The sequence below is a fragment of the Paenibacillus sp. 22594 genome, assembly GCF_052044425.1.
Classification (GTDB): domain Bacteria; phylum Bacillota; class Bacilli; order Paenibacillales; family Paenibacillaceae; genus Paenibacillus_AQ.
This window is the reverse complement of the sequence record NZ_JBQENA010000011.1, coordinates 92,887-118,563: the sequence shown is the minus strand read 5'-3', so window position 1 is coordinate 118,563 and position 25,677 is coordinate 92,887. Positions and strand designations below refer to the sequence as shown.

Sequence of the window (25,677 nt, the reverse complement as noted above, 5' to 3'; positions counted from 1 at the left end):
CGTGATATGTTTAGCAAGTAACTAATAGTAAGTTCATTTATTAATATCAGCTATTAATAATTATTAACCACTACATACACAATGGAGGAATGAACATGAGTACTTTTTCAGAATTGGTTCAAGCACGGAGATCAGCAAATAACTTCGTAGAGGGCATCGAGATTCCCCAGGGCGAGCTGGAGGAAATGTTCTCGCTGGCCCGTCTTGCCCCTTCAGCCTATAATTTGCAGCATGCGCATTATAAGGTGGTTGCCAATGAAGAGCTGAAAGAAAAAGTCCGTGAAGCAGCCTATGGCCAATATAAAATCCACACAGCTTCAGCCGTCATCGTCGTGCTTGGAGACAAGAATGCGTATCTGCAGGCACCGGAAATCTATAGCGGCCTGAAAATGCTGGGAGCTATGAGCGCGGAAGAATTTGACGGCACCATTGAAGCCATCAATGGCGCCTACATTGGAAATGACGCTTTTCAGCGCGATGAAGCGATCCGCAATGCCTCCCTGTCCGCGATGCAGTTCATGCTGATTGCCAAGGACAAGGGCTGGGATACCTGCCCGATGATCGGTTTCGATTCTGAAGCCCTCGCGGCAACCCTGAGCCTGCCTGAGAATTTGGTACCGGTCATGCTTATTACCATCGGTAAGGACAACAAGCACAAGATCAGACCCCGCGGCTACCGCAAGCCGGTAAATGAGTTTGTAGAGTTTTTTTGAGTGATGCACGCAGCAAAAACAGAGCCATCCGGGACGCAGCCCAGATGGCTCTTTTGCTTAAACAGCAGTAATCACTTAGCTCTACACTCTGCGGAAACGCCACAGGATACTTTGAAAATCACCATGCAATGCAGGCAGCGGCAATCCCGCATACATCAGATGATCGCCTCCGTATACACCGCCGCCTTCCAGCCATTCATAATCCGCATTAGGATCAAGACCCTTAAGCCTCAGGTAATACAGCTTATCATTAGGCTCAGCCAGTGTACGGACATAGACCACTACAGCCTCTGACTGATCTTCTGCCGCAATCAGCCACGCTGTCTCATTCCCTTCAAAGGGGCTCAGGAGCCGGTATTGCTCCCCAAACTGAACAAGCGGACGCAGTTCTTTGTACAGCGCCACCTGTGCTTTTACCGCCGCCTTTTCTTCTTCCGTAAACTTCGTCAAATCCAGCTCATAGCCAAAATTGCCTGACATGGCCACATGGCCACGGAGTTCCAGAGATGTATTGCGCTGAACCTGATGGTTCGGAACCGCAGACACATGACTGCCCATAGCGCTCAGCGGGTAGACAATACTTGTACCATACTGGATTTTGAGCCGGCTGACTGCATCGGTATTGTCACTCGTCCAGGTCTGTGGCATGTAAAAGAGCATCCCTGGATCGAAACGGCCCCCGCCTCCAGAGCAGCTCTCAAACAGAACATCCGGGAATTCCGAGGTGATCCGTTCTAGAACACTATATAGCCCAAGCATATAGCGGTGCGCCGTTTCCCGTTGTCTTTCCGGCGGCAGCTGTGCAGATCCGATTTCAGTCATATTGCGGTTCATATCCCATTTGACATAGGTGATTGGTGCTGACCGCAGCACAGCAGCAATCCGGTCACCGATCGCCTGACAGACATCCTCGCGTGAGAAGTCCAGAACCAGCTGCGTACGGGCCAGCGTTCTGCGGCGGTCCTGTACATGCAGACACCAATCGGGATGCTGCCGGTACAGCTCACTGTCCGGCGAAATCATCTCCGGTTCAAACCACAGGCCAAACTGCATATCGAGCTTATTCACCCGCCGCGCCAGATCCTCCAAACCCTCGGGCAGCTTGTTCGGATCAACCACCCAGTCCCCAAGTGAGCTGCGGTCATTGTCCCGGTGGCCGAACCAGCCGTCATCCAGGACGAACAGCTCCATGCCCAGCTCACTGCCAGCACGGGCGATATCTTCAATCTTACCGGCAGTGAAATCGAAATATGTAGCCTCCCAGTTATTGACAAGCACAGGACGCGTACGGTCACGGAAGGTGCCGCGGGCCAGCCGCGTACGATACAGCTTATGATAGGTTCTGGACATTGCGCCAAGGCCAGCAGCAGAGAAGACAAGCACTGCCTCAGGAGTCTGGAAGGATTCTCCCGGCTCAAGCAGCCAGTTGAAATCAAAGGGATTGATGCCCATTGACAAGCGGGTTGTCTTATACGGCTCAACCTCAGCCTGAGCGGTAAAACTGCCGCTGTAAACCAGACTGACGCCATATACCTCTCCATGATCCTCATCTGCCCCCTTGGAAAGAAGGGCCATGAAAGGGTTATGGGCATGGCTGCTTGCCCCTCTGCGGCTCTCCACTCCTTGCATTCCGGAAGCGAGCGGCCGGCGTTCTACGTAGCGTTCTCTTGCCCATGAGCCTGACAAGTGCAGAAGATCGTAGCTGGAATCGCGCAGGTCTACGCTCATGCTGAGTCCGCGGAGCAGCTTCAGCTCACCTGTACCTTCATTTACGAAACGAACTGAACGCGTAATCGCATTCAATTCATTAAATACAGTGTAACTAAGGATGATCCGCAGCCCGGCTAACGCATCAAGCAGCTCCAGCTCCAGAGTCTCCGCTTCATCCTCATGCTCGGAATAAGTCGCGGGGAGGCCTTCAAGTGCAGGTTTGCCGCGATAAATCCGATGGGTATCGTACACAGCCTCGGAGGCTGTCGTTCCGTCAGGTGCCTGAATCTGATAGGCTGGATGCCTGAAATCCCCAACACCATAAGACGGATATTCCTGCGAAATCGTGTCAAAGGAGATTGACATATCTTCAGGATAGGGGCTTGGCGAGAAGGAGCAGCGCTCCGTCCGCTGCAGGATAGAAGATAGCGCGGTTGCCCGGATAGCTCTCCCCCAATAGACATGAACCGGAACTCCTGTTGGCAGGAGCTGGAGAACATAGCTGGTTGCACGGCTCTGAATATGAAATATACGTTCCCCCGAATGAAATTGAATTCCCATCTGATCCTCCTAAAATTGGCGGGCGAGGCTTCGCAGTAATTATTCTAACTGGCACCGGAAGCATCGGCCTGAATTTGTTAGCATTCTATTTTCGCGAAAAACTCAATTCAACAGCATGCATTTCATGTTTGTTAGCAAAATACCTATGAATCCTCAATGAAACTGGCTTGTCCTGCAAGCATAGACTAAATTTTGTTAGCGCTATCTTAGTATACTATGAAATCTTTTTAAATTCATTAGTGCCAGCGATCATTTTGCATACTGCAGGATGGCGATTGCCGCCCGTTCCCTCCGCTCCGCGTCCTCACTCTGCAAAGCAGCCTTCAATACAGCGAGAGCCTCGGCAACCAGCTCATCGTCAACTTTTCCTGCTGTTTTTGCGCTGACTAGACTTTCTGTTGTTGACTCTGTGATCCATAAATCAAGCCTGGCGCCGGGCAGCGTCCCTGTGTATTGCGAAATAACCGCCTCCCCCGTTAACCACTCTCTCAGCGCGTGATGAAGCATCACAAGGGGTACGCTTTTTAGCCAGGTTACTCCCCGTCTGTGGCATCGCCCATCTTCAGCCGAATCGAATGTATCCGCATAAAAATAATCGCCCAGATCCCCCAGATAAGCCCACTCTTCATCCGTTATCAGCACATAATCCCCATCCTGCATGTCGTGAACGAAGATTTGAAGATTATCCAGCGCGGCATCCAGCTCAGCTCCTTCCGGAGTCCCGGTAAGAACCAGACGCTTACGCATCTCCTCCTTGCCTGCATTCGCCAAATCCCCCACACCGGTATAACCGATGCATACATAATTGTCCTCTAAAAACTCCTGAACCCGCTCCACACCCAGCGGCTCCGTTTTGACCTGAAACAGCTTCATCGTTGGTCATCCTTCCCTTAAATCTCCGCAAGCTTAAGTATAATTAATTATACCTCAAGAAACTAAGGATACTGGAGTATAATAGCGCTTACATTAGATTGTTTTTCAAAACAGCCCCAAATTTAAAGGTTTCGCCTTTTTACGAATCCGGGAAATGACGGTATAATTCAGGTATCAACTCAAGGAACCATACACTGCTGAAAGGAAGCCGGAGGGCAGAAACATTCTCTCCGAATATAATCTTTGGCAGATGTACTCCCTGAGATTGAGACTATATCTTTGATCCTGTTGCTGAAACTTTCAATCCATCCCGGGACGAAAGGGTATGAGCTTCTTAAAGCTCAAACATTGAACCATGAAACCAATCGTTAGCCAGCGGATGAATAAGAGAAGAATCATAAGCAGGATAGGCAAATTGAATGCCGCCTCGGACGATTTCTACCCGGCTGAGAACAAGGATAGGATAAGGAGTCTGAGAATAACATGGGTATAGTATCTACACCATAAACCCCTATTATTGATGCAAATCAATAGTAGGGGTTTATGTGTGTTCTGGTTTTAGGTCCACCTAAATAAATCCAGGGGGTACTGTGCGGGTCCGCTTAAGCACGCAGCAGCCGTAGCATAGAGTCCGCTCCCCTCTGAAATTCATAAGGGACCAACCTCTCTTCAGCAGTCCAGCCTTGGTCCTTAACCGCACAGAGCAGTCTCTCCAGCTCCTTGTATCTTTGGCAGGATAAGTCCACCAGCGGAAAGATCCGAATCTCCGACTTCGTAACTCTCATCAATTCCTCAATGGTCCTGAGATGGAAATCATAGTCCAGCCGGTCCCCGTACATAAACAGAAAATGTGCGGACAATGTAAGATCAAAGGTCTGGTCGGCAAACGGAAGCATCGGCAGCTCGACCGGAACATACCTTTCACCAAATTGTTGCCGGTCCAGGGTACTGATCGTTAAGGCTGACGTCCTTGCCTGCTGTAATTCCTGCACTGAAGCGAACTCTTCCCACACAAAGCTGTCCTTGACCTTACTCAGCTGCTGAACGGTGTGATCAATATCTCTCAGCCCTTTGTCCCTCAGCACTTCAGCGGAATAATCATACGCAATGTCTGCGGCAACTGATGCCGCACCAAGCTTGTTTGCCCCGGCAGTAAAAGAGCAGGCTCCCGCCGGGCAGTCCAAAATACTCCTTCCAATCAGCTCCTCACGCTGAAGATCGAACATCCGTAAATACTCCTCAAACGTGCGGCCAATAAAAACAATACGCTCCAAATCCAGTTTGTTTCTGCTCATCTCCGCTCAGCTCACCTTTCCTGGTTCCTATCCCCGGCTAAATGCCCGGCAGCACCGCCAGTTCCTGCCTGATGAAATCATACAAGCTGCGGATGGCCGGTTTCAAGGGATAATCACCGATCCGGCAAATGATGCCGCAGGTCATGTCCACAGCTTTGCCCTCCAGCCTTCGAAACACAGTTCCGGGAGGTACAGGGTCGAGAGTAACCTCGGGTACAAGCGCAATTCCGAGACCACTCTGCACATAGAACTTCAGTGCAGACATGCTGCCGATTTCCATCGTATTCAGCGGCGGTCCGGCAGATTCCCTCAGCACGCTCTCCAGTTTTTTGCGGTAGGGGCATGTAGGTGCTGTAATCAGCAGGCGGTGGCCGCGCAGATGATCTGCAGTAATGACGGGTGCGGAAGCCAGCGGATGGCCTTCCGGCATTAACAGCACAAATGCTTCTGTAAACAGCGGTTCAAAATGCAGCTCCTTCCCCAGCTCCGGAGCGGAACAGAGCACAACATCCAGCTCCCCGCTCAGGAGCCGGTTACAAAGCGCACCTGAACCGGAGATATCCACGGACAGCTCCATTTTGGGAAACCGTGTCATGAATTTCTGCAGGATGACAGGCAAACGGTAGCTCGCTGTCGGATCAGCAGCACCGATGCGGACATTCCCCGCTTCACCTGACTTCAAATCCGTGATGCTGCTCTGGAGCCGTTCCATATCCTTTACAATTCTGAGGCTTTGTTCATGGAACAACCGTCCTGCTTCGGTGAGTGTAATACCTTTGCCTCGTTCCAGCAATTGAACACCCAGATCCGACTCCAGCTTCTGAATTTGCATCGTGACCGTAGATTGGGCATAATTCAGCTCTTCCGCCGCCCGGTTGAAGCTCCCGCTCTGGACGATTGCTTGAAAGGTTTTTAGAGTTTTCAGATCCAGCTTCATTCCCTCCCTTCACCTCAAGCCTACGCATTAATTCAACCAAATTGAACTCATCCTTCAATTCATTCAATTATACAAAATCGAACGTGTTGTATAAACTGCTAATAAGGCTAAAAACACAATCAAGGAGTGAATACGAATGGAATTGTCAGGAAAAGTCGCACTGGTTACAGGTGGAGGGACGGGGATTGGCCGAGCGACAAGCCTCGAACTGGCTGCACGCGGAGCCATAGTCGCCGTCAATTACTCCCGCTCGGAAGCGGAAGCCCTGGAAACGGTTCAAAGGATCATTGAAAAAGGCGGAAAGGCCCTTGCGGTTCAAGCAAATGTAGCCCGGGATGCAGAGGTACGGAATATGGCTCAGCAGATCGCCGAAACCTTCGGAACCATCGACTTGCTTGTGAATAACGCGGGCATCACCAGGCACATCCCTATGGACGATCTGGAAGCGGCCACGGAAGAGGTGTGGGATGAACTGTATGATGTCAACGTCAAGGGTATGTTTTTCTGCGCTAGAGCAGCGGCGGTATATATGAAAAAGTCCAAGCAGGGAGCCATTGTCAACCTCGGCAGCATTGCGGGGAATACAGGAGCCGGCTCCTCCCTTCCCTATGCTGTATCGAAAGCGGCTATTCATGGGCTAACCCGATCTCTGGCCCGCGCGCTCTCTCCGTACGTTCGGGTCAACTGTGTAGCGCCGGGGGCAGTCGCTACCCGATGGTGGACTGGGCGGGAAGAACAAATGCGCCAGCTCGCGCCGAATCTGCTGCTCCAGCGGATTGCCGAACCGGAGGATATCGCCGGGTTCATCTGCGCCGCTCTGGAGCAGGAAGCCATGACCGGGCAGATTATTACAGTGGACAGCGGACAGACATTGTAAATACGAAGCAGAGTCAGCATGAGTACTTCGTGTGAAGTAAAGCTGTGAGCAAAAGCCGTCAATGATCAAAAACGCAGAGCAGTGATCCTCCGATAACGGGATGATCACTGCTCTGCTCCTTTTCCCAGCTATAACCCTTTCAGATAAACCTCTTCTAATTCAGGTATGCGGGTGAGTTACGAAGGTTCAATTCCCCACACCAGGTTGCCGGAAAGATAGGCCGGAGTTTTGGTCCAGTCTGCATAATTGGTACCCGCCCCATTGAAGGAGTAGTCCCCTGTCTGCGTATAGGTGCTCCAGTTCGATTTTACAGCCTGCATCTGGATGTCAATGCTTGCCCCAGCCGCCAGAGATCCTGCTGCGCTGGTAAATCCAATCTCCAGGTAGTAGTCTGCGCCTGTCTTGGCAGACGGCATTTTAACAAAGTTGCCTGTCACATTCGCACTGCCGACCTGGGACCAGTCACAGAAGAAGTTCTGTGTCTGCTCACCGTCAATGGTGTAATAGTATCTTAATTTCACATCTGACAGGGAAATACTGCTAGTCCCTGTATTGACCAGCTTAAACTTTGGATTGAGGGATTGCACCGACGCTGCTGTTGCACCATTATACATCTGTACTTTAAGTGCTCCGGCTGCTGGGGCTGTTGTATCCACGACACTTACGGCCAGTGATTGCGCAGCTCCGGCACTGAAATTGAAGCTGAGCGTAGTCGTGCCCACCGCCTGTGCTGCCAGATACTCTTTCTTGATCGTCACGGTTGTCCCGCCCAGTGTATAATCCGTTCCGGACACCAGGGCAGTCGTACCATTCTTGATCGAGCTGAGGCTGTTGCCATTCAGTGTCAGTGTGACCGGAACATCCGCCTGGTTCCCAGCTTTCTTATCGAAGCTGGCGCTCACCGGAGCAATGGCCGAATTGGCTGCGACGGTCGTATCTGCAATAGTCACAGCCAGCGATTGCGAAGCACCGGCGCTAAAGTTGAAACTCAGCGTAGTCGTGCCCACTGCCTGTGCTGCCAGATACTCCTTCTTGATCGTTACGGTTGTCCCGCCCAGTGTATAATCCATTCCGGACACCAGGGTGGCAGAACCGTTCTTGATCGAGCTAAGGCTGTTGCCATTCAGTGTCAGTGTGACTGGAATATCTGCCTGATTCGCTGTTTTCTTGTCAAAGCCCGCGGTGACCGGTGTAATCACCGAATTGGCCGTTCCAGTTGTATCAACGACGGCTACGGTCAGCATTTTTGCAGCACCCGCACTAAAATTGAACGTTAGCTGGGTAGTGCCCACTGCCTGGGCAGCCAGATAAGCCTTCTTAATCGTTACCGTTGACCCGCTTACACTGTAATCCGTTCCAGCTGTTAGGGTTGCCGCACCGTTCTTAATGGAGCTAAATGTAGTGCCGTTCAGTGTCAATGTGACTGGGATATCGGCCTGGTTTGCAGTCTTCTTATCAAAACTGGCGCTCGTTGGTGTAATCGATGCGCTGGCAACTGGAGGATTTACCGGATCCGCATAAAGTGTGCCTCTGCCGTTCGTCCCAAGATAGACACGGCCATATACTCTGGGGTCGCCGGTAATTGCCATGTTGATTTTGGCATATTGATGGGCGTCATCATTAATCCGTACCCATGATGCACCGGCATCATCGGAACGGAAGACACCTCTGACGCCATCGATTTTGGCTACCGTATAGAGGGCCATGTAGCTCTGGCCCGGTGCGGCCATGCCGAAGCCGATCAGATCGCCTTCCTCAACATTCGGCAGCTTGGTGAAGCTTGTACCTGAATTCGTAGAGTGCCATATACCATATTTGCCCTCAACTGCATTGCCGCCGGCAAACCAGATATCACCTTCGATGCCGGGCATGGCTTTCATACTGATCTGTGCCTGATTCGGCTGGAGACCAGCTACGTTATTAGTTGGGAACCCTGCTGCCGCAGTAGCGCTGAAGGTAGCTCCGCCATCTGTACTGATATAGAAGGTTCCGGCATAGAACGCATAGAATTTGTTCGGGTTCACCCGATCAGATGCCACTTTGGCGCCTGCCGGAACGCCGGTGCTTGCGGTCCAGGAGTTGCCTGTAGTTTTGGAATAGTAGACTCCGATATCCGAGGTGCTCCACAAGATGGAATTACCGTTAGCCGATACCGCAACCTGTCCTTGTCCTGCAGTAGTCTTGGTTCCGTTCGAAGGCTCGCCATTTGGCATATACCAGTTGACACCGCCGTCATTGGAGATCCCAATCGACTTCATGCTCGGAGACTTCTCCTTATCAGCACCTCCTACACGCACAACATAGGCAGGGCTCAGCTCCGCATAATCAATGCCTGTTGTTGTTGCCCAGGATGGGCTGGTCTGGAACTTGACGGGTGCCTGGGTTACATCTTCATAGCGGAATCCGGAAACGTCGCCAAGCGCCGTAATCAGGTGGGCGGTTCCCGATGGAGGGCTGATAAGGCCAAGGACTGCCGTTTCTTCCACTCCTTTGGCCATCACTGAAATATTAACTTTGCCCCCGGTATCCCAGGAGCCCAAATTGTTCGTTCCGTAGATGGTGGCTCCGGTCCCGTACATCATACGATTCGAGTTGAAAGGGTCAATCTCCAGATCCCCCATCATCCAGCCGAGCTTCGGTGATGGATCAATGGAAGTAGGGTTGGTGACGCCATGATCAAGCCAAGGTGCTGCGGTAATGTCCATAGCGAATTTATACGTACGCTCAGGATAGCTGCCCCAGTCCCAGATCCGGCTCCAGGTAGCACCGCCGTTCGTACTGCGGAAAATCACCTCATCCGGCCACCATGCATTCAGACTTGAAACCATAACGGTGTTCGGGTGCTGGGCGTCAACAGCCAATCCGCCGAAGCCATACCAGTTATCCGTTCCGGTGCTTGGGCTGATATTGGTCCAGGCTCCGCTGGTGGTGTTCAGCTTCCACACTTCGCCCTTGCTTCCATCATAAGGGCCGACACCATTACTGTAAGTGATGTAAAGATCTCCTGTGGATGACAGCACCCCATGATGAGGCAGGAAGCCGGTTGGCTGTCCGGGAACTGCCGTCCACGTTGCTCCACCGTCGGTACTGCGGTAGATACTGCTAGCAGTATCGGCAACACCGACATAGATTGTTGGAGTGGCGCTGCCTAGTGTGCCGGTGCTTTTATCAAAAGTAATCCAGGATAGTCCGACCAGATCATTGCCGTAATCCAGTGTCGGATTCTGAATATAGGTGCCCACATTCGGGAAGGAGCTTACCTTCGACCAGGTTACCCCCGAGTCTATACTCTTCCATAATCCGTTGCCGCTGCGTGCTCCAAAAAAGAGAATGCTGTTCTTGTTGGGGTCGATAACCAGCCGCTCCCCTGCGGACCGGCCGGGCATATTGCCCCCAACCTTAAACGGCAGCGGAGTAGACTGCCAGGTATTCCCCCGGTCACTGGAGCGCATAATCTGCCCGTTATCATCCCAACTGTTGGTATAGGTGCCTGTAGCCATATATACCTTGTCCGGATTAATGGGGTCCGTGGCGAGCGCATCCACACCGTTCTTGTTCCAGTCTACCCAGCCTACTGCATCACTGATGGATACCCAGCTGCCAGTAGCCTGATTCCAGCGGTATGCACCGCCGATATCGGTGCGTGCATAGATTAAATTCGGTTCACTCTGATTAAAAATAATGCCGGGCACAAAACCTCCGCCCGCGCCGGTGACAACACTCTTCCAGCTGTAGGCTTCACTTGCCGCTGCACGGGTAATCGCTGGAAAGGCGGTGAATAACGAGCTTGTCATAGCAGCCAGCAGCACAACCAGGCCCAGTTTTCGGATACGTTTACGTGTCACAATTTACGCCTCCTATGATTTGATTTTCCCCAGTCCATTCCTTGTGGTTCTTGGGCTTTCCTCGTTTCCTTGCCCCTCCTTCCTGATCCCCGATCTGATCCGGCAAACAGCAGCATGTACATCTGATAACGCTTACATTATAATTGGTAAATATTATAATATGATATGGAAAATGGTTGATTTTGCGGGAAAATTGTCGTCTGTTTTTGTACCATTTTCCCACTAATAATTACATATTAAGTATATAAGGATAAAGCAGTTCCGCCTTTAAAAAAAGCTATTCCTTGCTGCAAATATAGCTCTACAGCAAAGGAATAGCTTTAGGACCAACGTTGCCAGGTCTCTTGTCATGTGTACCCGCTTGACGCTATGCCCGTCCCCGCAGCAGCCCAATTGCCGCCAGCAAAAAAGACAGCAGAGAAATGCCCAGTGCAATGTACAGCAGCGGGGAAACGCTAGACGTTGAATTCTGATCCTCCATAATCGCATTGTGCTCATCCATGCTCATTGAATCCTTGGTACCCTTGTCCATATTGGCCGAACCGTGAGAATGGCTGCTGCTCCCTGATGCTGCTTGCACAATCTCGGTGATGGCATGAGGGGTATCCGTTCCTTCATCACCGGACCACTGGACCAGGCTGCCGTCGGCATAATGCTGGTAGGCATCCCAGGCGATTTCGCCTGTGGTATCCGGATTCTTGGCCGTGAAGTAAAAGCGCTGAAACTGCCCGGCCTCTATCCCTGCTCCGGTTGATGTCCAGCTGATTTTATTGCCGTCAATCGTTACTTTCCAACCCGGTACAGCCTCGTACTGTTTGAATTCCGCCCCTTGGGGAATGCGCAGGTCGATCTGTACAGTGGCGGCCTCTTTTTCTGAAGGCACTTTCAGAGTATATGTCTCCCATGCACCTGTGGTTGATTCTGCCGGAGCCACGGTCACATGCGCACTGGCAGCTGCTGCGAACAACATCAGGGCTGCGGCCGAGGGTGCAGCTAAAACTGCGATTTTACGGAAAAGTTTATTCAAATTAAAGGTCCCCTTTTCATGAATTCACTGAATCTTCCGGTTCGTTCTATTTTTTCTTGGGGAAATCCCGTTCACGTGAAGCCAGTCCCTGTTCCAGGGCATACCGTGTCAGCTGTGTACGGTTCTGCAGCTGCAGCTTCTGGAGGATGTTTTTGAGATGGTTTTTAACCGTATGCTCCGAAATTCCAAGTGTTGCTGCGATTTCCTTATTCGTGGAACCGGAGGAGACACAGCCCAGTATTTCCTTCTCCCGCGCCGTCAATGCCTCCCGCTCCTCCTTGACGGAAGTGACAGCAAATTCCTTCAGAATTTGAAAAGCCAGCTCCCGGCTCAGCGGAACCTCCTCACTGACAATCGCCAGCAGATATTCGATCCAGGTGGACGGGGCCAGATTTTTCAGCAGATACCCTTGTGCCCCTTGCTTCAGCGCTTCGAATAAAAAGGAGATTTCGTCGGAAACGGTTACGATTACGATTTTGACATAGGGATATTCCAGTTTGATCCGCCGTGTGGTCTCCAAACCATCCATTTCCGGCATCTGAATATCGATCAGGATCAGATCGGGCATCCACTGTCCGGTCCACTCTATCGCCTCAGCACCGCTCCCCACGGCACCGATGACCTCAAAGCGCTCATCCATCGCCATAATCTCACACATCGCCTCACGGGCATGAGCATGATCATCCACAACAAGCACCCGGCAGCGGTTCATACGGAGGTCCCCCTTTTCGCAATCTCTACTATGGTCCCGGAATCCCCGGATTTCAGCGTAAGCGTCCAGCCCATGCCTTCCGCACGTTCCTTCATGATCTGCAGCCCGTAGCTGCCGCTTACGGCAAAAGGGTCCTCATGCCGGATTCCGGCACCATCATCGGAGACTGCAACCCGCCAGCCCTGCTCATCCGCCCGGCCGGAAATCGCAACCTTGCCCGCCCGGGTATGCTTGCGTACGTTAATCATTGCCTCACGGATACAGGAGAGCAGCTCTGCTTGTTCAGAAGGACTGAAGATTTCCTCCCCCAGATCCCAGTCCAAGGTTACGTCAATTGAAACCTCACGGGCAATCTGCGCGAGTTGCTCCTGTACCGACAGCATAAGTAGAGACGCCTGCGGACCCGTAATCGGGACCTTCAGATTGGATATAGCCTGCCGGACATAGCGGTTGACCTCATGTACGGTTTTTTTCAGCTGTCCAATCGTTTCCCCGTTCATCTCGCCCCGCTCCTGCTTCTGTTCCAGGCGGTCAATCCGTACCGACAGCAAGAATAAAGACTGTGCCATCCCGTCATGCAGCTCTTTCGCCAGCGCCTCCCGGGCCTCCATAGCCGTCTTAAGCATACGTTCCTGTTCCAGCTCCCGTACATTCTTTTCCATGAGGGAGAACAGCGGTAACAGCAGGACTATACTGAACAGGAACACTAGTACAGGGGTTAAGTAATTGCCCATGTTCATGGAGAGATAAGGCATCAGGAACTGATGGCGTACAATCTCCCAAATGCCGACCATGACGGTTGGCAGCAGTAGAATAAGCAGCTTAATTCTTGTATACGTTGCTGTCCCCTCCCCATTCTTAAGGATTACATTAGCATTCTCCCGCTAACCCGGGCATGACTCTTTAGGGCTATGACCAGGCTGTAAATGTTACAAAAATAAGTATTTAAAATTCCATAAAAACAGATGCGGCTCGCACCACATCCGTTCATTCCGTATATTATCCATTCAATCCGCCGTTTACTGTTACTGAGTGGTCTACAAAGGCGAAGTGTACCGGCTATACCGCACATCCATTTCCTTCAGGTCTGTGCCCTGCTGAAGAAGGAAAAACGAATTCACACCTTCCGCTCCCCACCAGTTGATACCAAGTGCCACACCGGTTGCTGTCCTTGCCGCAAAGAGCAGTGAGAACATCTCCGGGAGGATTTCGCCTCCATCATCGACGCGCCAGACTGAATAATCATCTTCCTGGATGACAGCAGGATAGTCCGCGAAGCTGAGCTCTGCATTCTTTTGCAGAACCAGACTAAAGAGCATATTCTTATCCTGTCTAGTGAACTGAACCAGATACAAATGCAGCTCTCCGGACGGGTCTGACGAGGCTGACAGGTCTGCCAATTTCCAGATCGATTGAATCTTCCGCTGCTTACGCGCCAAGATTTCCTTCCGCACCGGATGATCGGCTCCCAGCTGCTGCGGCTTGTCTCCTGCCGGCTCTACCTTAAGCAGCGACCCGGGAGCAAATACAGCAGAATCTGCCAAGTAGTAGGTTTCATCTGATGCGGCACTGCCTTCCTCAACAGTAAAAACATATCCTGACAGATTGGCAAAATTATTCGCCAGATCTCTGCCGTTGCTGTTTGCGGTGCCACGCTGCCACTTCTCAAATCTCACGGTGAGTAACTGACCGCCCTGACCAACAGCCATATTTAGCGATTTCATTTCCGCCAGCTTGCTGTCATTTTCCCATGCCGCCAGGATGTGCTTGCCTGTACGGTCTGCAAACCCGAAGCTTGCGTTCAGACTCGCGGGATCCAGAGTTGCCGCTGGTGATGGCGGCACTGGCGGATCGCTCTGTTTTGCCGAGGCTGCTGGTGACGTCCCCGGATTACGCCCGTCCGTAGAGTCCGCTTCCTGCAAAGAGCATCCGGTGATCAGCAGAAAGACCATTACAGCAATCCCAAGCCGCTTCAGCATTGAAGTACCTCCCAGACCCGTCATATTTAGTTAAAATATACCCATGCTCAGGTAACGTTCACCTGTGTCGGGAGCAATGCACAGCACCCGTTTGCCGCTCCCCAGCCGCCGTGCTTCCTGCAGCGCCGTCCATACAGCCGCTCCACCGGAAGGCCCTATTAGGATTCCCTCTGTGCTGGCCAGGCGTCTGACCATTTCCAGTGCATCCTCATCGGAGACCTGGACAATTTCATCATAAACCCCGGTATTCAGAATTGCAGGTACGAACCCCGGGCTGGTTCCCACCAGCTTATGCGGTCCGGGCGTTCCGCCGGAGAGCACCGGCGAGCCCTGAGGCTCCACTACAACAATGCGGATATCCGGCAGCTGCTGGCGCAGCACCTCTCCGGTGCCTGTAATCGTACCTCCCGTCCCTGAGGTAGCTACGAACACATCAAGCCGTCCATCCATTTGCGCCATAATCTCCGGGGCCGTTGTGGTCCGGTGAATATCAGGATTCGCTTTGTTCTCGAACTGCTGCGGAATGAAGCTGTCCGCGATTTCCTTACCCAGCTCCAGTGCCTTGGCAATAGCTCCCGGCATCCGGTCCGCTGCAGGAGTCAGAACAACTTCCGCTCCGTATGCTTTTAGAATATTGATCCGTTCCTTCGTCATATTATCCGGCATTACGAGTATGGCTTTGTAGCCTTTGGCCGCGGCGTTCATTGCCAATCCGATGCCGGTATTTCCGCTCGTCGGCTCGATAATCGTTCCGCCCGGCTTCAAGCTTCCGGCAAGCTCGGCCTGAAGAATCAGATTATAGGCTGCCCGGTCTTTCACGCTGCCGCTCGGGTTGAACATTTCCAGCTTCACGTACAGCTCGGCATCCTGAGGTCCGGTCAGACGGTTCAAGCGGACCACCGGCGTATCGCCGATCAGTTCCGAAATATTGTTGACTACTCGGGATGACATGGATAAGCCTCCTCATTACTTGTGCTATTTATCACCCCATTGTAGCGCTGTAAGGCAGCTCTTGTCGATTGCCTGGAGCAAGGCTTCAGAGGAACGGAATATTTTTATACTTCCCTTGGGGTACGGATAGATATATTATGGCTTGCATCAGGCTTCCCGCCGGAATGCACTGCAAAGTCAGATTGCACTCTTCCGCTAGAAGTTACTGCTTCATTGCTGCAAGTCCACAAGACCCTGTGCAAACTGCCGCGCACGTATCAAATCGTTCTCATCGGGATGTCCTTTTTTATCCAGATTGAATCCGAGCGGACTGAACTCACCAGAGCAGTTGAACTCTGCTACGATGGTGCAGCCCTTCAACTCAAGCTTTTCTGTGATCAGCTGTTTCTTTTTAAATTCGCCGGACCCGGATGTGCAAAAAATAAATACTTTCTTGTCTGTGGCAGGCATTTTCCGGATGAATTTGAATAGCTTGTTATGAAGCTTGGATGCATAAATCCCTGAACCAAAACCGATCAGATCATAACCTTCCAGCACCTCCGGCCGGACATCCTCCACCTTCGCCACATCTGCGTTCATAACCTCTGCCATCACCTTTGCCAGCTTTTCCGTATTCTTTCTGTGGACCGACTTGTAGATAATCAATGTTTTCATAAGTGCACCTCTCTCTTCAATCATATATCATATAATATGAATGAACTTAAATAAATTCATTCATTTATAGAAAAAAATAATGCGCATGAAGCTTGAGCTGCATTCACACGCATGGTTCATCTTCTCACCCGTATTCATTTCATTTATTTCGGCACATCGGTCAGACCTTTCATCACGAACTCGACAAAATAATCCAGGATATGCGGAAAATGCTGTATACCAATCTCCTCTTTGTGGATATCGATATAAGGAATGGCACTGAGCAGCGCGTGTATCAGATCGTCGTCCAGATCTGCTCTTATTTTGCCTTCTGCCTTCCACTTCCTAATCAGCTCGAGCGTACCACTGTTCGTGAATTCATCAATGCTCTCGATGCCGCCTTTTTCATAAAATTCCTTCTCCAGCTTGCTGAAAAGCTCCCGGTTGTACCATTCCTTCAAAATCGGATTCGAGATCATGCCGCTGTAATTCAGAGCCATAACTTCCTTCAACAATTTCACAGGCTCATCATCCGGGTTCACCGTCTCCATGATGCTCTGCTTCAGCTTCTCATTTTCTTTTAGATAGATCTCTATGAAAAGTTTCTCTTTCGAGGCGTAATAATTGTAAAAGGTGCCCACTGCCACCCCGGCCAGTTTCGTAATGTCGGACACATTGGTATCCTTGAAGCCTTTGGAGCTGAACAGCTCTTTTCCGCGATTAAAAATCTCCATTTTTTTGTCTTCCATGGTTGTAAACCCCCAAGATTCTGAATGAATATAAATATATTCATTCGAATTGTAGCATAGCAATCTCTCATTTTCAAGCTGGGGGCCTGGAGATAGGGGCGTTGTCAGGTGGCAGGCAACAACCGCCTCGTTGACCCAGATGCCTGCACCCGACTTGGCGCCAAAAGCGTCTCCGCTCTTTTGCGTACCGGAAATGGTAATGTTCGTGAAGATCGTATCGGCTACCGGGAACTGAGGCGAAGAACCGACATAGCCCTGGAAGACCTTCGAGGCCGAGAACAGTGCAAAGCGGTCGTCGCCCGTAGCCCGGGCTTCATTATTGGAGCCGAGATTGTTCGTATTGCCGTTAGTCATATTGATACCGTCGGCGGATTTCACGTCCCTCCTCTGTTTGAGTAATCTGCTAACTAGCGAGTTGTCTGTTCTCCTGCTTCCTGCGAATAGTATGTGGAATATTACGATTCTTGGGTATTCTGAAGATATTAATGTAGTCCCAGCAGCTCTCGAAGTTCTGCAAATGTACTGACAATGGCTTCAGGCCTATTTCCATTCCCTGGCATAGCCTGCAAAGGATTGAACCAGATCGTATGCCATCCTGCCGCGCTTGCTCCGGCGATATCCTTTGGCCACGAATCCCCAATGTAGAGTGAGTCTTGGGCCTTCATCCCTGTACGGGTATTAACTAATTGAAAAATACGCGGGTCGGGCTTCGAGAAGCCTACCGTGCTGGAAATCATTATTCGTTCTTCAGGGACATAGCGGTTCAACCCGAGTGTCCGCAGCTTGCCCTGTTGATGCTCTTCATTGCCATTCGTAATGATGCCTACCGTCATTCCAATTTCATTCAGGGAGGCCAGCAGCTCACCAGCCCCCGTGGAGAGGCGCATTTCCCCCTGTAGGCGGCTATATGCTTGCTGTATTCGAGTTCCCTGTTCCCGGCTAATAGGTATGCCGAACTCAGCCAACCCCTGTATAAAACGCTCTTCCCTCATCCGGGAGGCCCGTTCCCCTTGTGGTGAAGCCTGCAGCAGATCTCCCTCTGCTGACAATTTCCCGCTATAATAACCTATTCGCCGGTAGGCATCGATGTACGGAAAGTGCTCCGGAAGCGTGAGCACCTCCTTCAGTGCACAGCAGGTCAAGTCAAACTGGCTGTACAGGGTATCATCCACATCGAAGAACACACATCGTATACCTTTGTGGTCCAGCCAATTATCCGATGTATCTACAGAAAAAGGTACCGCCCCATCCTGGCGTATCCTATGATTCTCTATCCGTCCAAAGCTGACCTTCCTGGTAACATCATCCCCTGATGAACCCCATCTGCCGTGATGGCTATCCTGCACCGCATGATTCGTAAGAACAAGTCCGTTAACCGTATCATGGATGATTTGGAGCTCATGATGCTCCAGCACAGCCAATGCTTGCGGCGTCAAGCTCAGCGGTTTCCCAAAATAACTGGAGAGCGCATCTGTAACGATCCGCTGCTGCTGTACGGATAACGACCGGCTTAAAGCTGTTATCTCTTGAGTAAACGCTTCCATACTTCATTCCTCCTGTAAGGCCAGGATAAACCCGTCCATGTCTTAATATCTTAATCCATTCTGTCCCGCCATGAATCATCATGTCACCGAAATATGGGAATGGTTAATCCGGTACCTTCCAGACAAAAAAAGAGCCCCGCCATCTCCGGCAGAGCCAAGGTCTATTATAAGGGGGGTCATAGGATGACTATAACCTCTGAAGCTTAAATCTATATGAACAGAAGATAAAGCTTTGCTGAAAAAGCTGTGGAATTGTGATACATAGATGTTATACATTGAACCGGGCGACCAATCCTTGCAGCCCTTGAGCCATTGAGTTCAGGACACTTGCGGAGGAGGCGATTTGTTCTACCGATGCCATCTGTTCCTGCGAAGCGGCGGACACCTGCTGGGTGCTCGCCGCAGTAGTCTCAGAGATTTGGACTACAGTGCGGATAGACTCCACAATTTCTTCTGTAGCTGCTGTAATTTCTTCCACCGCTCCGGAAACTTCCTGCACCTGGCCAGCCAGGGAATCGATAGAAATGCGGATCTCTCCGAAGGATCTGCCGGCTTCTTCAATAACCGCCGTCCCTCCCTGCACCTCGCTCATGCTATTCTTCATGATCTTCACCGCATCGTCGGCATCGGATTGAATGCCGGCTGCCATCAAGGCAATGAGATTGGCTGATTCACCGGACTGCTCAGCCAACTTGCGGACCTGATCCGCGACCACGGCGAACCCACGCCCCTGCTCTCCGGCTCGTGCCGCTTCAATCGTTGCGTTCAGTGCCAGCATATTGGTCTGCGAGGCAATGCCTTTGATAACATCGACAATGCTGGCGATCTCGCTCGAACGGCCCACAAAGCTCAGCACCTGCCCGGACAAAGTCTGGATGGAACGGTTGATTGAAGCCATTTGCTGAACTGCCGCCTGCAGGGATTCATCACCGGCAACGGCATATTCGCTTGAACGGATCGAAGCTTCAGAAATATCCTGCACACTGGAGGCGATCTGCTGAATGCCAATGGACATCTCTACAATCGTGGTCATATTGGTCTGCAGATCATTCATCTGGCGGTCATTACCGGAGGCTACCTCGCCCATAATACCGGCGATCTTCTCTGTAGCCTCGGCTGTCTTTCCACTGTCGGAGGTAAGTTTTATGGAGGAGGCTGTTAATCCGCTTGCCGATTCTGTCACCTGCCCAATCATTACTGCCAGATTATCCGTCATCTTGTTGAAGTTCATCGCCAGCTCCCCAATTTCATCCTTGCTCCGTACCGAGAGCTTACGGGTCAGGTCCGCATCGCCCTCAGCTATTTCCTGCAGTTGAACGTTGACACTGCGGAGCGGCTTGAGGATCCGCTCCGACAAGAGCAGTGCAATTACTGCGGCCAGCAGCACTGACAATCCTGTCATACCCAGGCTGACGTCCATCGCGAAGCCGCGATGATTGTCGGCCTCGCTCTGTTTCTTCTTGATTTCTTCGGTCAGTACATTCTGAAGCACCAGCTGGGAATCAATAATTTGATCCAGGGAGAGCGTGGTGAACGCTTTTTGGGCAACAGGGAAATTTCCCTCCTTCGCTTGTGCGAAGGCACTTTCCAGCACCGTCAGATAATTAGTCCATTCGTTCTGCAGGTTGGTAATTCCGGATTGCTCCGCCTCGCTAAGCCCGGTGACCTGGAGTTCCTTAACCGCCGCTGTAATTTCAGGAATCTGAGCTTCATAGCTGGTCAAGTATGTCTTCCGTTCCTCATCCGTGTTACTCATCACATACCTTGCTGCCAGCCCGTCGGCTGTGCGGATTTTGTCCGTCAGCCCCTGCACCAGCGACAGCTTGCTGTAATTGCGGTTAATCTGATCCGTAAGCATGCTGACCTTGCTTTGAAAGAAGGTATTGCCGGCGATAGCGATAAGAAACACAAGAATGACTGCGGCAAAGCCAATCAATATTTTGGCGCGTATTTTGGTGAACATAAGTATTCCTCCCGTATCTGTATGTATTTTTGGGTTGGCTGCAATGGGGATCCGTTATGTAAGGCTTAATCGTTATGACTGTCTCTCTGCTCTCCTTCCTTATACTGAAGTTAAGTATTTCCTGATACGTCCATCCTACTTCTCCAAGCTTAAATGAAACTGAAGTGGCTAATAGTTATCTTAGTTTCCTTACAACAAAAAAAACCGCCCCTCCTGCCCTAACGCAGGAATTGACGGTTTGGATTATTCATATAAATTGCCGTTCGCCAGCAGAGCCAGCTTGTCCTGGTCCAGTACACTGAGGCTTCCTTTCCTGCGCTCTATGATGCCTTCCTCCACAAAACGGCGCACGATCCGGTTCAGATGCCGGTAGCTGGTTCCGAGCAAATCCGCGGTTTCAGCAAGTGTAGCTGTACGGATCTCTTCCACGCGCTGGCCGCCGCTGTCTGCAAACAGGGACAGCAGATAGCTGGCAAAGCGGTTTTCCAGCGGATATAGCAAATTTAGCGCCGTAGTCTGACCCAGCGTATACATTTTGTGGCTAAGCTCTCCTACCAGAAAACGCAGAAGAGCCGTATTTTGCTCAAATTCCTTAAGAACCAACTCGCGTCCGGCAACCAGAAGCAGGCTTTCGTCCACTGACACCACTTCATTCTTGACCGGATATTGCCGCAGCAACTCCACATCCCCGATCAGCGACATCGGTCTCGCAAAACGCACCAGCAACGATTTTCCGTTGGGCAGTAGTGTATGAATCTTGAGCCTGCCCTGCACCAGAATATACAGATGCTCCAGGTGGTCACCCACTGAACAAATAGCCTCCCCATCACTGTACCGCCGCAGCTCCATTCCGGAAATCGCCCCACTGCTGAATATATCCTTCAAGCCATTTTGCCCGGCCAGAGCACTGACCTGATCACGGTCTGCAATCCACTGCATCAGCCGCTGCCTCCCCACCTCTGTCACGAATGAACTAAATGTAACACAGCAGCGGAGAATCAGCCAACACCCGACTCACCACATAGTGAAGATTTCTCTGCATCTTGGCGGATCATACTACTTGTCAAAATAATGCTCCAGGGCCCGCTCGGCACGGAACTTCGCCACATTGAAGGCTGGCCATTTCCGCTTGGTTGTCTGCTGACCTTCCCACTTTTCGCGGAGGACCGCATCCAGCTTGCCGTTCTCTTGCTTATTAAAGCTGATCAGCAGCGGCAGGACGTCCGGTGACAGCCGGGATAAATAGCTGGTGTCCAGGACGCCGCTCTTCTGATAGCGCTGGATATTCTGCTTGGCAATAATATGATCCATGCCAAGATAGTTCACCAGTACATAGGATAGTAAACCTAAGGCGAGACAGCACTGCGCGAGCGGGAACTGCACCCGGCTGATCCGCACCGCTGCCAACACCAGTAAGAGTCCGAGGAAGATCATAAACATATGCACCAGAAACCGGATATATGTGTAGCCATAAGCCTCTTCATACAGCATCAGCCGGGAATAGGCTGAATACAACATGATTACAGAACAGAGTACGAGGATATAGAGCAGAATATGAACGGTTGTACGCAGCAGGCTTCTCTCCGGGCGATCCGAATGCAGGGACAGCAGCAGCAGAACGAAGTTGATCGAAGTCACCAGAATCAGCTCCAAAAAACCGCTACGCGCATAATCGGCATACGTGCTACCCTCTGGTAAAATGCCATCCCAGGCACCGAAGAGGTAGGAAAATTGTACGCTGACGAACAGCACATACACCGTATTGATGACGGTGAGAATCGTAGTAAGGATCACCGGATCCACTTTCAGCGTCAAAGGCTCGGGAAGAAGCTCCAAGGTAGAATCCGGGGCAGGTACGATTTCCATATTCAGCTCCGGCTTAGGATTCCATATATACACCTTGTGATCGACAAAACCCCAGAGGAGGCCGAACATGCCCAGTCCCAGCAGGATCACCCACAGCAGACGCGCAATCCCTTCGCCAAAAGAAATCCGTGCCAGCATCTGCGGGAATTTCGCCAGCATTTCATGGAATACCCCGTCTGCCGAGGAGAGCAGTGAGGTTACAATGAGCAGCAGCGGCAAAGAGATTCCCAGTCCAATTAACACCTTGATCAGCACCTGCTTGCGTTCGTCCTTAATTTTCTCACCACCGAAGAGTTTGCGGATGATCCGTGGAGCTGTTCCCCAGTGACGCAGACTTTGGGCAAAAAAATGCTCTGCAGCCGCCCCTATAATCCCGATCCTGCTCCAGGAGGGGTGCTTATAGCTCAGCATATAGGTCATATGTAATAAAATCAGCGCCGGAATAACCAGCAGGTTCAGCCCGAAGAAAACCCAATTCGCAAACAACGCATAGGTCAAGGAGAGAAGCACAATCGCACCAAGCCAGATATAGCTGACCACAGAAGGCTTACCCAGCTTGTCTTTGGCAAAATAGAACACAAACACGTAAAACAAACACACAAAGATCGGATAGGATATTCCTGGCACTGTACCGTAAAACAGAAACTGGTTAAGGACCGCCAGCAACAAAGCCGCTCCCAGAGCCTGGAGAGCACGTTCCGGTTTCGGTGCGGATGGATCATTCATGGTAAATACCTCCATCTTCTTACTTTCATATCCTGATTTTAGCTGATAAAATAAGAAGAAAAAGAGAAAGAATATACGGTTTATTTCCTATTTTAAAAAGGAGACCACGACTCATGAAGCTGCACAGCCAATTTCTGAAGCTCCACTCGCACCATGGAGGACCAGCTGAAATCTCTGTTACTCTGGATGAGCTGGCTGCAACCTTTAACTGCACTCACCGCAATGCACTCCATATTGTTCATAAAATGGCCGGGCAGGACTGGATCACCTGGACCCCCAGCCGCGGCCGGGGAAAACGTTCAAAGCTGGTGTTTCTGGTGGAAGCGGAGGACATTGCGCTGCAGTCTATGAAGCAGGCCATCAGCAGCAAAGATATTGGAAGTGCGATTGAGGGTATACGCGGACATGCAAGGTCCTCCTCGCTTCAGGACACGCTGCAGGGCTGGCTGCTAACCTATTTCGGACATCATTCGGAAATCCGCAGCAATAAGGTCATTGATACACTGCGGCTTCCAGTCACCCAGAAGCTTCACACCCTTGACCCGCTGTATATGAATCTACTGGCAGAGTCCTTCGTCTCCAGCCATGTATTTGACGGATTAGTTGGAAGAAGCGGGGAGCGGGGTATTGTTCCGGGCCTGGCCCACGCCTGGGATGTGGATGACAGCCGCACTGAATGGACGTTTCATCTGCGGAAGGAGGTCCTGTTCCACCACGGAAAAGTACTGTCCGCCGAAGATGTGGTCTATTCGCTGCAGCGGCTGATGCAGACCTCACAGCGGACGCTTTATAGTTCTATTTTCAAGGAGATCACTGGAGTTGAAGCACTGAACGCCACCACAGTGCGCATTGTGCTGCGGAATCCAAATGAGCTGTTTCTCCCGTTCCTCTGCACCAGCCGGGCAGCGGTGGTTCCGCGTGAGTTGGTGTCTGCAGCAGGGAGTGCCTTTGGCCGCAGACCGGTCGGCACCGGCCCCTTCAAGCTGGTTGAGCTGAATGAGGATCTCTGCGTGCTGGAGGTATTCCCTTATTACTATCAGGGCCGGGCACATTTGGACCGTGTGGAAATTCTTCATGTACCGTTCGGCAATGGGCAGGTACAGCCGGATACGGTTTCCGCCTTTCACATTATTCACAATCCTTCGGCAGCAGACTCTTCCTCGTGGAGCCAGATTCATTCTGAATCCTGTGTGCGCAAGTTTGTCACCTGCAACACAAAGAAAAACGGACCTTTAAACGACCCCCTGCTCCGTGCGGGCATTCTATCTTGCCTGAATGAAACAGCGCAGGCTCCTGTCCGCGATTTGCAAGTCATACAGCCAGAGGTTTTGCAAATTGCCACCATTCCGCAATATCTCGGGGATGCCGAGCATATTGCCTCCCGGCTGTTACGGCACGGGTATGCCTGCAGCGTTTTGGCGGTCTCGCCGGAGGAATTCAAAGGTCCCGTGCGCCTGAAGGCCGATCTCATTGTCTTCTCCCTGCTCCGGGATCAGGACGAGCAGCTTCGGCTATTCGATCTGTATACGACGCTGTCTCAGCATGTGGATCCCGGGACAAGGGCAGATATTGAAGGCATGCTGAACCTCATCTCACGGGAGCCCGATCCCGCAGCAAGAAACGGCAGCTTCAAACGGATTGAGGACAAGCTGACAAGGGATCATCAGCTGCACATTCTGTACGAAAAGCCGGTCCAGACCGCATATCTCCCTTCCGTGCGCGGCGTGACCTTCAACAGCCAGGGCTGGGTAGACCTTCGCCATCTGTGGTTTCCGCGCGGCATGTAAAACAGCTCCGGCGGAGGTTCCACCGGAGCTGTTCGTTCGTGCGACTGTTGGGGTCAGTTCCAGGACAACTTCCCGCTTGAAAAAGACCTCTATGCCCTTCCAGGAAGGCTGATAAGCCCCTTGCCGATTAGATTGGCGGAAGGGGGCTGCTTACCCATTTCCCTGGCCCACACAGAGAGCTGACCGATATGATGAATTTCATGGGCGATGACATGGCGTATGATCTCGCCCCAGGCATAGATCACTACTGATCCATCCTTCCGCGTATCCGTAAAGATATTCCGCTCCATCCCCTCATTCCAGGCCAGAACAAATTGCTCCACCTCCGGCCTGAAGCGAGCATCAAGCTCTCTCACCTTCTCCAGACTGCGGAACTCGGCGAAATCCTCCTGGAAATCAGGTTTGCCCTGCACCGTCATGATCCAGCTCCACTCCACATCGGCAATATGAAACAATGTCTTCAGAATTCCGCCAACCCCGCCTACCCGCGGCTTGAGCAGTTCCTCCTCCGTCAGGTCTTCACACCACTTGTACCATTCCTCCCGAACCATCCAGTTATAGCGGAAAAACGTCTGCATGAAATCCCTCCAATAAAAAGATATGAGAACAGCAAACAATTGTTAAATAGATCACAGTTGTTTCCAGTTTATCACATCAGAGCAGGGACACGGGATGTAAAAAATATATATAACCGGAGCCCAGTGTGGAGATCAGAAGCGGCATGGTCTTCGTCTCGGGGGTCTGCAGTACAATCAGCGGCCACAGATAGTTATTCCAGCTTGACATGAAGGTAATGATTGCACCGGCTGCATAAGTGGTTTTCATCGCACTTCGCTTCTTCCACTCGCCGGGAAAAGCAATACCTAGAAGGAAAGGCCTTTTTTTGACAACAAAAAACCGGTGAAATCATCACCGGTATCAAAGAACTT

The 25,677-nt window shown here is 51.4% G+C and carries 20 protein-coding genes and 1 pseudogene; 3 read left to right on the top strand and 18 right to left on the bottom strand.

What is annotated here, in order from left to right:
• Nucleotides 1-95: 95 nt before the first annotated feature.
• Entirely contained in the window at nucleotides 96-713 is a 618-nt protein-coding gene (locus ACTJKB_RS26640; RefSeq protein ID WP_440837356.1) for a nitroreductase family protein, read from the top strand.
• A gap of 81 nt (nucleotides 714-794) precedes the next feature.
• Here ACTJKB_RS26640 and ACTJKB_RS26635 read toward each other — a convergent pair whose 3' ends face one another.
• The 4 genes from ACTJKB_RS26635 to ACTJKB_RS26620 all read right to left on the bottom strand — a co-directional run bounded on the left by ACTJKB_RS26635 (nucleotide 795) and on the right by ACTJKB_RS26620 (nucleotide 6,083).
• A complete protein-coding gene (locus ACTJKB_RS26635) occupies nucleotides 795-2,984 on the bottom strand; it encodes an alpha-galactosidase (protein WP_440837355.1) in 2,190 nt (729 codons plus the stop codon).
• 249 nt (nucleotides 2,985-3,233) lie between these two features.
• Nucleotides 3,234-3,857 (bottom strand): hypothetical protein, encoded by a 624-nt coding sequence (locus tag ACTJKB_RS26630; protein ID WP_440837354.1) that lies wholly within the window; start codon nucleotides 3,855-3,857, stop codon nucleotides 3,234-3,236.
• 602 nt (nucleotides 3,858-4,459) lie between these two features.
• Nucleotides 4,460-5,152, bottom strand: a complete 693-nt coding sequence (locus ACTJKB_RS26625) for an SAM-dependent methyltransferase (protein ID WP_440837353.1) — start codon at nucleotides 5,150-5,152, stop codon at nucleotides 4,460-4,462.
• Between the two features lie 37 nt (nucleotides 5,153-5,189).
• On the bottom strand, nucleotides 5,190-6,083 hold the full coding sequence (locus tag ACTJKB_RS26620; protein ID WP_440837409.1) for a LysR family transcriptional regulator: 894 nt from the start codon (nucleotides 6,081-6,083) through the stop codon (nucleotides 5,190-5,192).
• A gap of 142 nt (nucleotides 6,084-6,225) precedes the next feature.
• Between ACTJKB_RS26620 and ACTJKB_RS26615 the strand changes: the two genes are divergently transcribed.
• A complete protein-coding gene (locus ACTJKB_RS26615) occupies nucleotides 6,226-6,966 on the top strand; it encodes an SDR family NAD(P)-dependent oxidoreductase (protein ID WP_440837352.1) in 741 nt (246 codons plus the stop codon).
• A gap of 176 nt (nucleotides 6,967-7,142) precedes the next feature.
• On the opposite strand, the gene ACTJKB_RS26610 is transcribed toward ACTJKB_RS26615, so the two are convergent.
• The 12 genes from ACTJKB_RS26610 to ACTJKB_RS26555 all read right to left on the bottom strand — a co-directional run bounded on the left by ACTJKB_RS26610 (nucleotide 7,143) and on the right by ACTJKB_RS26555 (nucleotide 22,961).
• Nucleotides 7,143-10,811: a X2-like carbohydrate binding domain-containing protein gene (locus ACTJKB_RS26610; RefSeq protein WP_440837351.1), complete on the bottom strand. Its 3,669-nt coding sequence runs from the start codon at nucleotides 10,809-10,811 to the stop codon at nucleotides 7,143-7,145.
• Nucleotides 10,812-11,178: 367 nt separating this feature from the next.
• Entirely contained in the window at nucleotides 11,179-11,838 is a 660-nt protein-coding gene (locus tag ACTJKB_RS26605; protein ID WP_440837350.1) for a DUF1775 domain-containing protein, read from the bottom strand.
• A 46-nt stretch (nucleotides 11,839-11,884) separates the two neighbouring features.
• Nucleotides 11,885-12,550, bottom strand: coding sequence for a response regulator (locus ACTJKB_RS26600; protein WP_440837349.1), 666 nt, complete (start codon nucleotides 12,548-12,550; stop codon nucleotides 11,885-11,887).
• A complete protein-coding gene (locus tag ACTJKB_RS26595; RefSeq protein ID WP_440837348.1) occupies nucleotides 12,547-13,344 on the bottom strand; it encodes a sensor histidine kinase in 798 nt (265 codons plus the stop codon). The genes ACTJKB_RS26600 and ACTJKB_RS26595 overlap by 4 nt, the downstream gene beginning before the upstream one ends.
• A gap of 243 nt (nucleotides 13,345-13,587) precedes the next feature.
• Entirely contained in the window at nucleotides 13,588-14,529 is a 942-nt protein-coding gene (locus ACTJKB_RS26590) for a hypothetical protein (RefSeq protein WP_440837347.1), read from the bottom strand.
• Nucleotides 14,530-14,559: 30 nt separating this feature from the next.
• Nucleotides 14,560-15,480 carry a cysteine synthase A gene (cysK, locus tag ACTJKB_RS26585; protein WP_440837346.1) on the bottom strand — a complete coding sequence of 307 codons (921 nt, stop codon included), beginning with the start codon at nucleotides 15,478-15,480 and terminating at the stop codon, nucleotides 14,560-14,562.
• A gap of 210 nt (nucleotides 15,481-15,690) precedes the next feature.
• The gene (locus ACTJKB_RS26580; RefSeq protein WP_440837345.1) at nucleotides 15,691-16,134 is read right to left on the bottom strand and encodes a flavodoxin domain-containing protein; all 444 of its coding nucleotides are present in this window, start codon (nucleotides 16,132-16,134) and stop codon (nucleotides 15,691-15,693) included.
• 143 nt (nucleotides 16,135-16,277) lie between these two features.
• The gene (locus tag ACTJKB_RS26575; RefSeq protein WP_440837344.1) at nucleotides 16,278-17,240 is read right to left on the bottom strand and encodes a TetR/AcrR family transcriptional regulator; all 963 of its coding nucleotides are present in this window, start codon (nucleotides 17,238-17,240) and stop codon (nucleotides 16,278-16,280) included.
• Between the two features lie 104 nt (nucleotides 17,241-17,344).
• On the bottom strand, nucleotides 17,345-18,406 hold the full coding sequence (locus tag ACTJKB_RS26570; protein ID WP_440837343.1) for an HAD family hydrolase: 1,062 nt from the start codon (nucleotides 18,404-18,406) through the stop codon (nucleotides 17,345-17,347).
• A 268-nt stretch (nucleotides 18,407-18,674) separates the two neighbouring features.
• Nucleotides 18,675-20,369 carry a methyl-accepting chemotaxis protein gene (locus tag ACTJKB_RS26565; RefSeq protein WP_440837342.1) on the bottom strand — a complete coding sequence of 565 codons (1,695 nt, stop codon included), beginning with the start codon at nucleotides 20,367-20,369 and terminating at the stop codon, nucleotides 18,675-18,677.
• A gap of 243 nt (nucleotides 20,370-20,612) precedes the next feature.
• Nucleotides 20,613-21,308, bottom strand: a complete 696-nt coding sequence (locus tag ACTJKB_RS26560) for a Crp/Fnr family transcriptional regulator (protein ID WP_440837341.1) — start codon at nucleotides 21,306-21,308, stop codon at nucleotides 20,613-20,615.
• A 117-nt stretch (nucleotides 21,309-21,425) separates the two neighbouring features.
• Nucleotides 21,426-22,961, bottom strand: a complete 1,536-nt coding sequence (locus ACTJKB_RS26555; RefSeq protein ID WP_440837340.1) for a DUF4153 domain-containing protein — start codon at nucleotides 22,959-22,961, stop codon at nucleotides 21,426-21,428.
• Nucleotides 22,962-23,074: 113 nt separating this feature from the next.
• Here ACTJKB_RS26555 and ACTJKB_RS26550 point away from each other — a divergent pair, with 113 nt between their 5' ends.
• A complete protein-coding gene (locus ACTJKB_RS26550; RefSeq protein WP_440837339.1) occupies nucleotides 23,075-24,748 on the top strand; it encodes an ABC transporter substrate-binding protein in 1,674 nt (557 codons plus the stop codon).
• A gap of 89 nt (nucleotides 24,749-24,837) precedes the next feature.
• Here the strand turns inward: ACTJKB_RS26550 and ACTJKB_RS26545 are convergent, their stop codons facing one another.
• Entirely contained in the window at nucleotides 24,838-25,326 is a 489-nt protein-coding gene (locus ACTJKB_RS26545) for a DinB family protein (protein WP_440837338.1), read from the bottom strand.
• A gap of 109 nt (nucleotides 25,327-25,435) precedes the next feature.
• Nucleotides 25,436-25,573, bottom strand: a pseudogene (locus tag ACTJKB_RS26540) (carbohydrate ABC transporter permease); the annotation flags it as partial.
• Between the last annotated feature and the right edge of the window lie 104 nt (nucleotides 25,574-25,677).